Annotated in this window: 20 protein-coding genes and 2 pseudogenes; 17 read left to right on the top strand and 5 right to left on the bottom strand. The window is 53.5% G+C overall.

All coding sequences use genetic code 11. The features are described 5' to 3' along the window. Positions 1 to 334: 334 nt before the first annotated feature. The 4 genes and pseudogenes from AM629_RS19250 to AM629_RS19265 all read right to left on the bottom strand — a co-directional run bounded on the left by AM629_RS19250 (position 335) and on the right by AM629_RS19265 (position 2,548). Positions 335 to 1,181 (bottom strand): annotated as a pseudogene (locus tag AM629_RS19250) (3'-5' exonuclease). 2 nt (positions 1,182 to 1,183) lie between these two features. Continuing rightward, entirely contained in the window at positions 1,184 to 1,504 is a 321-nt protein-coding gene (locus tag AM629_RS19255; protein ID WP_083451960.1) for a chromosome segregation protein ParM, read from the bottom strand. 190 nt (positions 1,505 to 1,694) lie between these two features. Beyond that, the gene (locus AM629_RS19260; RefSeq protein ID WP_054481171.1) at positions 1,695 to 2,330 is read right to left on the bottom strand and encodes a DNA-binding protein; all 636 of its coding nucleotides are present in this window, start codon (positions 2,328 to 2,330) and stop codon (positions 1,695 to 1,697) included. Continuing rightward, positions 2,327 to 2,548 carry a hypothetical protein gene (locus AM629_RS19265; protein ID WP_054481173.1) on the bottom strand — a complete coding sequence of 74 codons (222 nt, stop codon included), beginning with the start codon at positions 2,546 to 2,548 and terminating at the stop codon, positions 2,327 to 2,329. The genes AM629_RS19260 and AM629_RS19265 overlap by 4 nt, the downstream gene beginning before the upstream one ends. Before the next feature lie 236 nt (positions 2,549 to 2,784). On the opposite strand from AM629_RS19265, the gene AM629_RS19270 reads away from it, so the two are divergent. From AM629_RS19270 to AM629_RS23675, 17 genes and pseudogenes are all read left to right on the top strand, one after another. Further along, complete coding sequence (locus tag AM629_RS19270) at positions 2,785 to 3,213, top strand: hypothetical protein (protein WP_054481202.1); 429 nt, start codon at positions 2,785 to 2,787, stop codon at positions 3,211 to 3,213. Further along, positions 3,210 to 3,458, top strand: a complete 249-nt coding sequence (locus AM629_RS19275; protein WP_054481175.1) for a hypothetical protein — start codon at positions 3,210 to 3,212, stop codon at positions 3,456 to 3,458. The genes AM629_RS19270 and AM629_RS19275 overlap by 4 nt, the downstream gene beginning before the upstream one ends. 18 nt (positions 3,459 to 3,476) lie before the next feature. Then, positions 3,477 to 4,217: pseudogene (locus AM629_RS19280) on the top strand (tyrosine-type recombinase/integrase). A 240-nt stretch (positions 4,218 to 4,457) separates the two neighbouring features. Then, positions 4,458 to 5,438: a plasmid segregation protein ParM gene (locus tag AM629_RS19285; protein WP_054481177.1), complete on the top strand. Its 981-nt coding sequence runs from the start codon at positions 4,458 to 4,460 to the stop codon at positions 5,436 to 5,438. 2 nt (positions 5,439 to 5,440) lie between these two features. Continuing rightward, on the top strand, positions 5,441 to 5,884 hold the full coding sequence (locus AM629_RS19290; RefSeq protein ID WP_054481178.1) for a plasmid partitioning/stability family protein: 444 nt from the start codon (positions 5,441 to 5,443) through the stop codon (positions 5,882 to 5,884). A gap of 9 nt (positions 5,885 to 5,893) precedes the next feature. Beyond that, positions 5,894 to 6,358, top strand: a complete 465-nt coding sequence (locus AM629_RS19295) for a phospholipase D-like domain-containing protein (protein WP_235525539.1) — start codon at positions 5,894 to 5,896, stop codon at positions 6,356 to 6,358. Positions 6,359 to 6,671: 313 nt separating this feature from the next. Then, entirely contained in the window at positions 6,672 to 6,950 is a 279-nt protein-coding gene (locus tag AM629_RS19300; protein ID WP_235525541.1) for a sugar ABC transporter substrate-binding protein, read from the top strand. Next, entirely contained in the window at positions 6,943 to 7,422 is a 480-nt protein-coding gene (locus tag AM629_RS19305) for a helix-turn-helix domain-containing protein (RefSeq protein ID WP_054481180.1), read from the top strand. The genes AM629_RS19300 and AM629_RS19305 overlap by 8 nt, the downstream gene beginning before the upstream one ends. Positions 7,423 to 7,451: 29 nt before the next feature. After that, on the top strand, positions 7,452 to 7,757 hold the full coding sequence (locus AM629_RS19310) for a hypothetical protein (RefSeq protein WP_235525542.1): 306 nt from the start codon (positions 7,452 to 7,454) through the stop codon (positions 7,755 to 7,757). Positions 7,758 to 7,857: 100 nt separating this feature from the next. Then, positions 7,858 to 8,103, top strand: a complete 246-nt coding sequence (locus tag AM629_RS19315; protein WP_152912034.1) for a hypothetical protein — start codon at positions 7,858 to 7,860, stop codon at positions 8,101 to 8,103. 169 nt (positions 8,104 to 8,272) lie between these two features. Beyond that, positions 8,273 to 8,533, top strand: coding sequence for a hypothetical protein (locus AM629_RS24395; protein WP_072161950.1), 261 nt, complete (start codon positions 8,273 to 8,275; stop codon positions 8,531 to 8,533). A 61-nt stretch (positions 8,534 to 8,594) separates the two neighbouring features. Continuing rightward, on the top strand, positions 8,595 to 9,005 hold the full coding sequence (locus AM629_RS19325) for a DUF1380 family protein (protein WP_054481184.1): 411 nt from the start codon (positions 8,595 to 8,597) through the stop codon (positions 9,003 to 9,005). A 61-nt stretch (positions 9,006 to 9,066) separates the two neighbouring features. After that, entirely contained in the window at positions 9,067 to 9,372 is a 306-nt protein-coding gene (locus AM629_RS19330) for a hypothetical protein (RefSeq protein WP_054481186.1), read from the top strand. A 199-nt stretch (positions 9,373 to 9,571) separates the two neighbouring features. After that, complete coding sequence (locus tag AM629_RS19335; protein ID WP_054481189.1) at positions 9,572 to 10,012, top strand: antirestriction protein; 441 nt, start codon at positions 9,572 to 9,574, stop codon at positions 10,010 to 10,012. Positions 10,013 to 10,056: 44 nt separating this feature from the next. Further along, positions 10,057 to 10,338: a hypothetical protein gene (locus tag AM629_RS19340; protein WP_054481191.1), complete on the top strand. Its 282-nt coding sequence runs from the start codon at positions 10,057 to 10,059 to the stop codon at positions 10,336 to 10,338. 159 nt (positions 10,339 to 10,497) lie between these two features. Then, positions 10,498 to 11,358 carry a DUF4942 domain-containing protein gene (locus AM629_RS19345; RefSeq protein WP_054481194.1) on the top strand — a complete coding sequence of 287 codons (861 nt, stop codon included), beginning with the start codon at positions 10,498 to 10,500 and terminating at the stop codon, positions 11,356 to 11,358. Between the two features lie 187 nt (positions 11,359 to 11,545). Next, entirely contained in the window at positions 11,546 to 11,800 is a 255-nt protein-coding gene (locus tag AM629_RS23675) for a hypothetical protein (RefSeq protein WP_054481196.1), read from the top strand. A 264-nt stretch (positions 11,801 to 12,064) separates the two neighbouring features. Here the strand turns inward: AM629_RS23675 and AM629_RS19355 are convergent, their stop codons facing one another. Beyond that, positions 12,065 to 12,367 carry a hypothetical protein gene (locus AM629_RS19355; protein ID WP_054481198.1) on the bottom strand — a complete coding sequence of 101 codons (303 nt, stop codon included), beginning with the start codon at positions 12,365 to 12,367 and terminating at the stop codon, positions 12,065 to 12,067. Positions 12,368 to 12,821 lie beyond the last annotated feature (454 nt).

A 12,821-nucleotide genomic window follows, 5' to 3' on the forward strand; every position in this document is an offset into this window, starting at 1 on the left:
TAAGGTTCATCAGGCGCGGAACTCATCGAGGCGCAGGTTCCTTGCCTATAGTGACGCCGGATAGATTTAAGCAAGCCCAAAATTCATCAAAATGAGTGTTGCAAAAACGAGGGCGACCATAGATTTTTACGCTCTCCAACATAAAAAATGGCTCTTTCAAGCCGACAAGGTTTTAAGGTTCATCAGGCGCGGAACTCATCGAGGCGCAGGCTCCTTGCCTACAGTGACGCCGGATAGATTTAAGCAAGCCAAAAATTCATCAAAATGAGTGTTGCAAAAACGAGGGGAACCATAGATTTTTATGCTCTCGAATAGCGTTGCGTCGGCCTGCCTGTCAGGCCTGCAGCCGTTCCTGTTCCTGCAACAACTGCAGATGGTACGCAGCAATGGCGTTCACCACCTCTGCCGTCATCCGTGCATCGGCGATCGCCGAGTGTGCCTGCCCTTCCCAGGTCAATTGCCTGACTGGCCGCGCTGGCCAGAGAAATGGTGCCATAGCGGTTGGTGGCCCCAAAATAGCCTGCAGCCAGCTCCATCGCACAATACACTGTCAGTTTTCCCAGCCAGTTGGCCGGATCGTCATGTGCGGCGGCCGTCTGTTTCAGAATGCGGGTATCAAAGGGGGCGTTAAAGATAATCAGCGGCCGGGCCCCGATGGCGTGGCGCAGCTGCAGCGCCACATCTGGCCATGACGGTGCGCCGATGAGTGCCGGCTCATCAATACCATGAACGGCGGCGGCCTGCGCCTCGATGGCGACAGTGGGCTTCAGGCGGGTTTCAAATACCACTTGGCCGGCCGCATCGGTCAGGCCGATTTCCAGGGCTTCCGCTGTATTACCCAGCCCCGTCGTTTCGGTATCCAGAAAGAGCGGTGCCCGGCTCAGCCAGTCGTGGGCCTGCCGTGCCATCCGGCCACTGGTGCTGTTAAGCCTGGACAAGACGGAAAGACGCAGGCCTGCCAGCTGCTGCTTCTCGGTCGGCGGGCGTTTCTCCCGCATCGGTACACAGTCAGCAATGCGGTATACACCGTACCTGCCGCCGTAGGCGCTTTTGTACCACTTCACCGGCTCAGCGCCGGGGGCCGGCTTCATTCTGAATTCATCGCGCAGGCGTCCTTTCGTGAAACAACGATCTTCGGCAATCGCCTCAGCGCGCCGGGTGGCCAGCTCATCATTCTTCATGGTTATTCCATCTCCGTCAGGCGTTTGTGATAAACCTCTCTGGCGATTTCCAGGCCTGCTTCCGTCAGTCCGAAAGCGAGCGTCAGTGACTGATTATCCCGGTACTTGCTGAGCAGACCGTGACGGTTCAGGGTATGGCAGGATCGGCGAAAATTGGTGTCGGCAACGGGCTGAAGGCGTCCCTTATTGAGGATGCTGAAAAGCTGCATCGCCGGAAACGGCCCGGCCAGTTGACGTTCTGCCTGACCATACAGAACAAACAATACGTCTTTTTGCACACCGGAGAGCCGCATCGAGGGGGCGATATTTTGCATGTTATTCATGTGCCACATCATTAAGAAATTAATGACAAAATAACCTAATTGATGTGAGACATCAATAATGTTGAGTCCTTGACGGGAAGCCCGGAAAAAGAAAAAGCCGCTCTTAACGGCGGCCTGTATTTCCCTGTTGTTGGTAGCCAGCCGTCCGCGGTTTTGATCTCCGCACAGGTTCGTATGTAGGTTCCCATTCTCACTCCTTGCCGGTTTCAGTTTGCGCCGGATCGGGCTGTCTGCCGGCCGCGCGCGCCAGCTGCAGGAGTTCTGCCTGCAGCGCCTTAGTATCTTCTCTGGCCAGTTTCAGCTCAGCCCGCGTGTCGTCAAGCTGCCGCGTGCCGGCATCGGCCGTGGCCTGCAGGACGGCGTTATTCGTCCGGGATTCGGCAAGCGCCGCGCGCGTCTCTTCCAGTTGTCCGCGCAGCTGGTCACGTTCGTCCGCCACACCGCGGAGGTACGTCAGTTCGGCTTCCAGACGGCGCACTTCGTCCAGCGCCTCATCACGCTGTTCATCTGCCTGGGAGATATCTGCATCTGCCTGTTCGCGTACCGCCGCGGCGTCAGCCTCAGCCAGCTCGCGGGCCTGCTGCCACAGACGGGCGGCGAGATCGGCGGCCAGCTGCTGCAGCATGTCCGGTACGGGCAGCGCCGGTGTGTCAGCCTGCTCGCGCAGCCTGCGCCGCCACTCCCGCATGACCGGCGAGATATGGGACAGGGAGCCGCCGCCCAGCTTCTGGCGGACCTGCTCGTTGGTCGGGCTATTCACGCCTTCACTGACTAGCGCCTCTGCAGCGGCCTCAATGCGTGCCCGGATGTCGTTGCTGATGTTCATGGTGCAATGCCCTCGTCCCAGGTGTAGGTGTCCGGGCCGTCCTCGCCGGCGCAGACGCCGGCCACAAACGCCGTGTAGCCGTCGCCGGTCAGCGCGCGGCACATCTGATCGATAACCCACGCTTTATGGTGCGCGGTTTCCCTGCCGCCGTATCGGGCGGCCAGCGCCGCCGAAATGGCCGCTGCCAGTTCTTCAGGTGTCCGGGTGTCGGTGATCATGTGCGTCTCCGTGTATGTACTGTATGTAATACATGTATTGTACAGTACAATAATACACAGTGCACGTTTTTTGCTCATTCCTGCCGCCGTTGCGGTTTAGCGGTATTCTCCGCAGCGCCGCCACTTATCCACCGTTTCTGTGGATAACGTTATATGTAGTGGCTCCGTCAGCTGCATACGGCACAAGATATAGTGCCCGCGCCGCCCTGCCGGCACTGCTGCTGACGGGGTGCGCCATGCTCCCCGGACAGCCCACCGATTATGACCGCTTCTGTAACGTCTCAGGCATCGCCAACCACGGCGAAACCTACCGCGTCAGCGACAGCCAGGATTTCTGGTTGACCCCGAACGGCCGCTATCTCAGCCAGGCTGAGTACAGCAGTCCTGCTGATACGCTTCAGAAACTGACGGGCGTGGTCAGTGGTGATGATCCTGACCAGGCGCGGAAGAACGCCGTCAGGGTACGGGTATTCCGCGTGGAAAGCGTTAGTGGCAGTAAAGGCTCGTGCCTGCCTGTCCGTTATGATGATAAAAACGCGCAGCGGAAAATGGATTCTCTCACTAACGGCCGCCGTATGATGGTGTACAGCGAAGATGAAGGACAGTCTGGCCAGCAGATTTACAATAACAGCTGCGGTGCCGGCTTCAGTTACAGGTTGCTATGAGTGGAATGAGAGGCCGCCGCATCAGTGCGGATATGTTTGCCATGATGCTGAAGATATCTGCCGGGCAGCTGGTTTTTGCAGCCCGGCATGACAAGCCGTTACGCGGACTGACCCTACCCCCTTACAGGATCGCAGGCGGGAAAAGCTGGAGCTCTACCACCTCCACGCGGAGCATGACATTTGATATGCAGGAAGCGGTCGAATTCAGCGAAAAATTTCATAAAATTCAGTCATCTGACGGCTGATTACCGGATTTTAAAAAATTGAACACTTTCCCCCTGCAAATTTCTCAGAATTCACGTAGCGACGCCATCGGTCCCGATCTCGTGACTTATGCCTACTTCGATTATGCCGATGCGCTGGCGCTGCGGGAGATGGCCAGCCAGGCCGATTTACCCAAATACCTGCTGGCACCGGAGGTGTCGGTCTTTCTTCGGTATGTGCCAGATCTGCGCCAGCAGGTTCTTTTCGACACTCTCTGGAACACGGGCGCACGCATTAATGAAGCGCTTGCGCTGACCGGCGGCAGCTTTTAGCTTGACGGTTCCCGGCCGTTTGTACGGCTGAAGACGCTTAAACAGCGTCAGCGCGGACGTGGCCGACCGGGCAAGGATGAAGAGGTGTTCCGTATTGTTCCTCTGACCGATCCTCAATATGTAAGGAAGGTGCGTGAATTTCTGGCCACACTGCGTATTGGCAAACAGCAGCTGCTCTGGCCCGTGCAGAGTGATAACACGCCGCGTAACTGGATCAGGAAGGCGCTGGACCTCGCAAAACGTGACTCTGTCACTTTTAGTATCCCTGTCACCTGCCATACGTTCCGGCACAGCTTCTGTATGCACCTGATCCAGCATGGGGTTCCGCTTAAAGTTGTGCAGGCTTATGCCGGGCACTCCCGCCTGGAAACCACAGAAACGTACACGCGCGTGTTTGCGCTCGATGTTGGTCGTCAGTATGGCGTTCGATTCAGCCTGCCGGACAGTCATTTCACCCTTCCAGAATAATCCTCACCTCTCCCTTTTATTTCTAAATAATTCTATATTTACTCGTTGTTGTTCCACATAAAGCCGTTTACAGGACGGCTTTGCCGTTCTTTGTTGGTTTTTGTACGGTGTTTTTCTATATTTTTCTATATTGGTGCGTTTTTTTGTCTTTACACTTCCGCAGGGATGCGTAATAATCCATTTTAAGGCTGTATTTTTCCTGATTGCTACGATTTTTTTCTAAATAATGTGAGGTTCAAAATGCGTATTTTTGTTGACGACGGTTCCACCAACATCAAACTGGCATGGGTGGAAGAAGGTGTGGTGAAAACGCTGATCAGTCCGAACAGCTTTAAACCAGAATGGTCCATGACGCTGCAGGGGCTGACTGATTCAACGGTGCCCGCCTCCGCCAACTATGAGATTGACGGGGAAAAGTACAGCTTTGACCAGCTGAGCCCGGATGCTGTGCGCACCACGGAAACCCGCTACCAGTACAGTAATGTGAATGTTGTCGCTATCCACCACGCGCTGATGCAGTCTGGCATTGAACCGCAGCCGGTAGACATTGTGGTGACGCTGCCGCTGGGCGAGTACCTGGATGAGAACGATCAGCCTGATATGGCCAACATCGAGCGTAAAAAAGCGAACGTGAAGCGCGCGGTGGCAGTCCAGGGGCGTGAGAGCTTTACCGTTCGTAAAGTCAGTGTCCTGCCAGAGTCAGTCCCCGCGGGCTTCAGTGTGCTGAAGGACCTGGACGATCTGGACTCCCTGCTGATTGTGGATATCGGTGGTACGACGCTGGATATCGCCCACGTTCGCAGCAAAATGTCCGGCTTCACCAAGACGCATTGCGATCCTAAAACCGGCGTATCCATCATCACCGAAGCCGTAAAACATGCACTGGATACCAGCGTGAGCACCCGCACCAGTTCGTATTTTGCCGACCGTCTGATCCAGGCGCGAAATGACGAGACGTTTCTTTCCCGTTACCTCCAGAACGCAGACCAGCGGGCCCAGGTGATGAAGGTGCTGCATGAGCGTGAAAAAGCCCTGACGCACCGTGTAACCGATTCAGTAGGACGCTTTGCCGGCTTCACACACGTCATGGTTGTGGGTGGCGGTGCCAGCCTGGTCGCCGGTGCCGTGAAGAAGGCGACGGGTGTGGGTGACGATCGTTTTTTCGTCAGTGATAACCCGCAGTTCGATCTGGTTCTGGGTATGGTGGCAATGAAGGGCTGAGTATGACTGATAACCGTAAGTGCTCGTTTTATATCTACCCGGAGCGCAATGCGGCGGACCGGGTAGCCGACGGCTTTCTTGAGAAACTACCTCAGAAAGAGCGCGGCCGCGCGATGCGTGCCATGATGCTCTGTGGTGCCGCGCTGATGAAACAGGACGAACGCCTGCCGTTCCTGATCGCTGAATTTCTGACGGAGAGCACCTCGATGCAGGATATTCAGCGGATAATCAGCAGTACGCTACCGCAGCAGGACACGGGCGATATGGCGCGTCTGTTTGAGGCGTTTCTGCAGGCCACCGGCGGTGGTAGCAATACGGTACCGCCGGCAGGCGGCGCAGCGCCGGATAACAGCCCCGCGGAGAAACCCGTGCAGGAAGCGCCGGAGGATAAGAATCTGGAACAAACCCGGAAGAACGTCCAGCATCTGTTCCCGGATGATGACTAAGGGGGCGGCGTGAAAAAATATTTGCTGTTAACCCTGACCCTGATCGCCGGCGCCGTGGCGGCAAACCCGGTTACACCGGCGGGTAACATTGCCGGCGATGTTCAGGCGCAAACTGCGATTGAAGTGAAAACCGGGTTTTCGCCCGGCGGGACCGCATTAAATCTGGTTCTCAGCTCGATCGATCACGCGCAGCGTGAAATTCTGGTTGCGGCCTACAGCCTGACCAGCCGTCCTGTTGCCGGCGCGTTGCGCGCTGCAAAAAAACGGGGAGTATCGGTCGTGGTGGTTGCCGATCGCAAAGCGAACGACAACCGGTACACCGCAGTGAACTTCCTGGCGAATAACCGCGTGGCGGTGCGGATCAACGATAACTACGAGGCCATGCACGATAAATTCATGGTCTTTGACCGCCGCGCCGTGTTGACCGGCTCGTTTAATTACAGCGTCAGCAGCGGCAGAAATTCTGCCGCCTGATTTTTAACTTGATTTATATGGCTCATTCGTCGTATTATCAAGGCTCATTTTTCGGTAGCGCCCCGACTGGCGAAGGAGTAAAACCATGCAATCATTCCCCCTGTTTGTTTCCCGTGTCGTACCGGTGATCATCAATGGCCATTGCCTGCGGCAGCGGCGCTGGCCCCTTCACAACACGTCATGCCGACTTGACCTGAGATCAGGAAGTAACCTGCGCTCACGGCCTTTCAGCACGCTATCCAGACGGGAAATATGCGACCGGCCACCGGCTATGCCCCGCGGTTACTGGTTCAGGCACTGCAGCCGGAATGTCATGTTTACGGGGCGCATCGATCAGGCAGATCATATGAAACAGGTCTATTACAACGAAGGCTGGAGCGGTCCGAACAAGTACACATTTGAAGTTTATCAGCTGGAGAACGGGAGTTATCGGGCACTGGCCCGCAAATGGAACGGCAAAATCAATAAGGTTCAGCAGGAAACGCAGTACCTGTCTGACACGCGAGAGGGGCTGAAACACCAGGATTATCCCCGCACGCGCCAGGTGAAAATATTTCTGAATTCTGACTTCTGGGAGAAGGGTAATGATTAAGATGGTTAGCGTGGTTCCGCAGCCGGAAACGGTGAAGACGCTCCGGGAAAAAATGGGCATGACCGAAACCGCATTAGGGGCTGTCATGGGGTACGAACTGCGCGCCTGGCAGCGCAAGGAAGCCATCAGCGACGATCTCAGCCAGTACAACAAGACCAGTCTTCGCCCAGGAGAATACAACATGCTTATGCTGATCGCCGGCGTGCATCCTGATTACCGCCTGAACAAGACATTCAGCCCGGATGATATGGTAAAAGATCCTGCCACGGCCGAAGACGTTCGCCGGCTGCGTCTGGCGCTGGGGCTGAAACACGCTGAAATTGCAGCGCTGTTTGGCTATAAGCCGGCTTCCTGGCAGACCAAAGAGAAGGCCGCACAGCGCGGCGTAAAGCTCAAGACCGGGGAATTCAATTTCCTGTTGCTTCTGGCCGGTGAGCATCCTTCACTGCAGCTGGTTGAGAAGGTGAAATAAGGCCACCGGCCGACTTGAGGGGACCTGTTATGATTAAGACACGCCGACTGCTTATGCTGTGCGCCTGCTTTATGCCAGTAACCCTGACAGGGTGTGATCTGGCTGGCTATTTCCCGAATGTGTCACAGCCCGTGCCCGTGATTTCCCCCGGCTATCAGGTTGACATCGATGGCCATCCGGTACCGATATCGGGATTTGATGACTGCCCGCAGGAAAAGGATGAAGCCTGGCACGCAGCTGCGAGAGATGAGAAGGGCTGCATTGTGCTGTCAGCGGAGCGTTCCGAGGTGAACGTCAGACTGTATCAGCCTGGCGGCACCGTCACAGAAACCTAGCGGATCATCCGGGAAAAAGACGCTCACTAGAGCGATATTATTCGCCTGCAGCGCCCGAACGGAGCGTTTGTGATGGCGGCGAACCTGTAGGAGGTGTGTTGTGCGACAAAAGAACATGCGTCATGATCCGCTGAAGCAATATCAGCGTCTGTGGGCTGAGCGCCAGGCCAGAACCAGTCTGCCTGCTATTGTCAGAGGCTCATTGGTGGCGATGGCCGTGCTAGGTGTAGCCTGGCTACTGCCCTACATCGTCAGCCTGCCGTGTAAGCCAGGCACGCTCCTGCTCGCCTCGATGCTGCTCGCGCCCTGTGCCGGGGTATATGCGATGCGCAGGCAGCGGTATTAACCATACTGATCCCTTCAACGGCAAAATTAACAGGGGAAGGAGTCTCCTGAAACCAGAAAAAAAGCGAAAATTAACTTGATTTATATGGCTCGTTAGACGTATAATAATTACATCGAAAGGCAATACGGTCTTTCGACGGTAGCGCCCCGACTGGCGCAGGAGTGAAAGAGTGACAACGCTACATATTCGTGAATTTACCCCCGATGGATCACCCTCCATCTGTGCAGGTCGCTCAATCTCAGATGATGACCTTTGCGCCTCATGCCAGCATCTGGACTATCGGCCAGGCCAGCTCAGCGCCTGCCTGTTGTCTGGTTGTGGGCGTGATGACTGGCCTTCTGAACTGGATGACAACGGCTACAGCGTTGCCTGTAGTTGCTACGGGCGTGAAAAACCGCTTGATATATATGGCTCATTAGACGTGAAATAATCACATCGAAAGGCAATCCGGTCTTTCGCGGAAGCGCCCCGACTGGCGCAGGAGTTTTACAATGCACGGTAACGTAAATGAAATTTGCGCAAGGCTTCTGGATTTTTTTGAACCACAGCAGCGGATCAGTCTTCTGATCTGGACTGCCGAAGATGTCCATGACTGCACCAGTGATATGAGCCTCACTGATGATGAGGCCGAAGCCGTTCTGGCAGAAATCGGCGAATGCAGTACACACAGCCGTTATGGCGTCGGCAAAGATACTGTCTGGAGCATGGCGAAGCAGGTACGCGAAGATGCAGCCCGTGATCGAAAAATCGAGGTCAATTCCGAGGCACTGCAAAAAGTCGTGGCGCTGGCGGCTCAGTTTATCCGGCTGGAAGAGATCCAGTCTGGCGAAGGAGCTGCACGCCGACTTTATCCGCAGGAGTCTGAGGCGCTGAACTGCATCACTCAGGCGATTAACGGCTAATTCACACGGAAACGCAGCGCAATTCCACGGCAGCGCCCCGACTGGCACAGGAGGAAAAAACATGTCTCAGACTGAAGCCTATTACGACACGCTGGCCCGGATTGATAACGGGGAATGGTGTTTCGGCAGCATGGACGAAGAAAACGAAGAGCGGGCAATCAAGGCAGCTAAGGCGCTGGCGTTGTTTGCGCGCCTGAATGACCAGGACGGCGACGGCCACCCGGTTTCTGAAATCATCGTTGATTTTATCACTGACCTTATGCACCTGGGGGAAGCGATAAACTTTCGTGTGCTCGATGAGGAAAGCGCGGTGATCCCGCTGGTCAGAATCGCAGCGGTACATTTTAACGCTGAAACAACTGGTTAGTGATCATGTAAATCAGAGGGGGCAGGTGTGATCCTGCCCCCAAAACTGGACAGGGGAAAGAGATCACCCACCTGAAAAAATTCAGGCAGGCGGGAATATTTTGCTTGATTAATATGGCTCATTAGACGTATGATAATCACATCGAAAGGCAATCCGGTCTTTCGACGGTAGCGCCCCGACTGGCGCAGGAGTACAGCAAATGTCTAATGAACTGAATCAACCCGCCATCACTGCACGCATTATCCCCAATAACCGCCGCATGGCCTTCCTGCCACGTCTGTTCGGTGCCTGGTATCTCACAGGGGAGGCCGGTGTCTATAACCACGCACGCACTCTCTGTGCCGGTTATCAAGGTGGTTCCTGGGAATTTGTCGAACTGTCTTGCGGTAGTGGCTTCATGTACCCGCTGAGCGCAGAGCGCTTCACTGTATCGGTTAGCGGCAACTGGTTCGAAGGGGAACTATCCGCAGAAGCAACCGGCATCGTGCTGACCTTGTTCACCCTGAACCACATGATCTGGCACGCACATGATGCTGGCTATGAGCACATCTGCGACATGCTGATCACCCAGCAGGAAAAGCTCAAATTATATGCCGACCAGCACGCAGAGGCCGGTTTGATTTACCGCGCGATTGACTGATACGGCGGCCCCCGTGAAGGGGGCCAATACTGACAGGGGGAAAAATGTTAACACTAACTGATATTCGCGCCAGTAATACGGTGCTGGTCACGGAATTTGGCGGCGTGCGTGCAGTGCATTTCTGCTTGCACGAAAAACTAAGCGGAAGCGACAACGATCTGTGGTTCCCGTTGGCAAATGGGGCTGACCTGTTCGAAGCACTGGAAAGCATTATGTGCATCAATTATGCCGCTGCTAACGTTGTCTCGCTGGAGTTTCTGCGGCAGAACGGGCAATGCAAAGACTACCGGATCACCTATAACAAGGCCAAATTCAGGCTGATTTGATAGTTGAATTAAATATTGAAATTGTTCAAATATGAACAAAAAAACTATAAAAATATACGTCTGGTGAGTTGATAAAATGGCTCATTAGACGTATAATAATTACATCGAAAGGCAATTGAGTCTTTCGCGGTAGCGCCCCGAATGGCGCAGGAGTCTGAAATGTCCAGTAAAAACAACCTTCCTTCCGTCGATCTAATGTTCTGCCAGCATGGCAGTGAAGTGATTCCGTCTATTGCCATTGAGCGCATAATCTCATTGCGTAATGAAGGTATCCGGGTTTATCTCGAAGGCATCGAACAGCTGCGAAAGGCGCGGGATCTGATGCAGCAGGCCGGAGACTGTCAGTATCTGTATGACTACGACAAAGCTGTAGAAAGTGCAATCAAATGGAAGGACACAACGGCAGACCAGGCAGAATCGGCAATCGGCCACGTCATTGATGGTAAAATCTGGGATCGGCTGATGGCGGAAACCGGTATGTATACGCTGATGAGCAGCAAGCAGCGGCAGGAATGGGATCGGCAGGTAGCGGGCAAAGATATGCCCGCTATAACGCTCGATAACGTACTGAGCACTTTCCGCCATCTGAACGAGAATAAGGCTGACACCTTCACTCAGGGGCTTATCGATATCTTTAAATTACTGTCTTGGGACTACAAAACTAATAACCCGTGCATGTTTGGCAAGCGCGTAATCATTTCACCACTACTTAGTGTCTGGCGCAGCGGTTGGGTATGTTTCAGCTCAGACGGCCGTACCAAGATCGATGATCTGGCGCGCCTGTTCTACGTGCTGGATGGCCGGAATGTACCTGATTGCCGGGTTTCTGACGGTGCCAAACTGGATGCTTTCTTTAGCGAAAATCAGTTCAACGGCAAGGTTTTTGAGTGCGATTACTTCAGCGTGCGCTATTACAAAAAGGGCAGTGGGCACGTTACGTTCAAACGTCCGGATCTGGTTGAGAAAATTAATAACCTGGTAGCCAGCCATTATCCCGGAATGTTGCCGCCTCGTTTGTAATATACAGTGCAGGCCGCTCCGGCGGCCTGAAAATTAACAGGGAAATGAAATAATCCTGGCCTGAATTTTTCACGCCGGGAGTGAATTTATTGCTTGAACACTGTGGCTCATTAGACGTATAATAATTACATCGAAAGGCAATCAGGTCTTTTGCGGTAGCGCCCCGACTGGCGCAGGAGTAAAGAGAATGCCTAAAACTGACGCATATTTTGACACGCTGGCCCTGATCGAAAAAGGGGAATGGGATTTCGGCAGCATGGACGAAGAAAACGAAGTGCGGGTAATCAAGGCCGCTAAAGCGCTGGTGCTACGCAGCTGGCTAATCAGTCAGCCCTTGCGCAACATAAATCCCATCTCAAACGGCAAATTATTTCCGGCGTACAAAAAGACGTGCTGTTTGTCTTGTACAGGCTTGCTGAACGTAAGCAGCTTGCAGGTCTGATCCCGGCCATGCTGCTGTTTAGCATCCTCAACAACGGGTGGCTTCAGCTCGTTGCCGATACCAATTTTCGCCGGTCCTGTCATACCCTAGTTCGGCCCAGTCTGCTCAGCAAATACCGCGATCATCAGTCACTGAAGCTCGCCTTCGTGCTGACGGCCGAAGGTTTTAAAGCTGCCAGGATGTTTATCAGAAACGACTTACGGAGATGGAATAACCATGAATGACGACGACTAACTGCCCGCTGCGAGGCCGCCATTGCTGAAGCTATTGATTGTTAGCAGTCCTGCAGCTATGACAAATAGCTCCAAATATATCCAACGGATACATTTCTTTGAAACACTCAGTGCATATTACCTCATATTCAACGAGCGGATAAGCACAGTGGGGAGGTTCAGCATTGCGTATAACTAATCCGTTGTATTCTACTGTATCTGATGGCCGAAATTCAGGAATTGTATCATAACAGATTTCATATTTTTTCTCCCAATCAATATTCTTCTCTTCGATAGAAAATCCTGCATATTCAGCAATGTCTTTAATTTGTTTTGCATTTAATATCACACTCATAAATCACCTTCTTAATGAACTGTCGTTATCTCATAATCAGATACATCATATACCCAAAGACAAAAATAACCACCCAAAAATTGGCTGTTATATGGCCAATACTATGGCTTCCTACACGTAATTCATATATACCCTTGTGTCATAGAAAAAACTTCATTTTTTCCTCAATGTTGAATTTATAACTTGACAATATGAGTGCTACTTGCTGCGACACATAAGAGTTCAAGATGAGCTGATAGCTCAAATCTGGAAAATGAAGAGTCTGAATTGACTAATAAGACCTTGGAAAAAAAGACTAAACCTTAACACCGAATGGTGTTAAGGCTCTATATGTGCGCCGGGCATGGCGCGTAGCGCCGTGACAGGCGCTGTTCTTTAGCTGTGGTGGCCAAAGAGCGACTAAGAGGTGAAAGTCCTCCACACACCCGGTGAGGGGAAGTGTTAGCTGAACGGC

The organism is Photorhabdus heterorhabditis (assembly GCF_001280945.1).
In the GTDB taxonomy this organism is placed as follows: Bacteria; Pseudomonadota; Gammaproteobacteria; order Enterobacterales; family Enterobacteriaceae; genus Photorhabdus; species Photorhabdus heterorhabditis.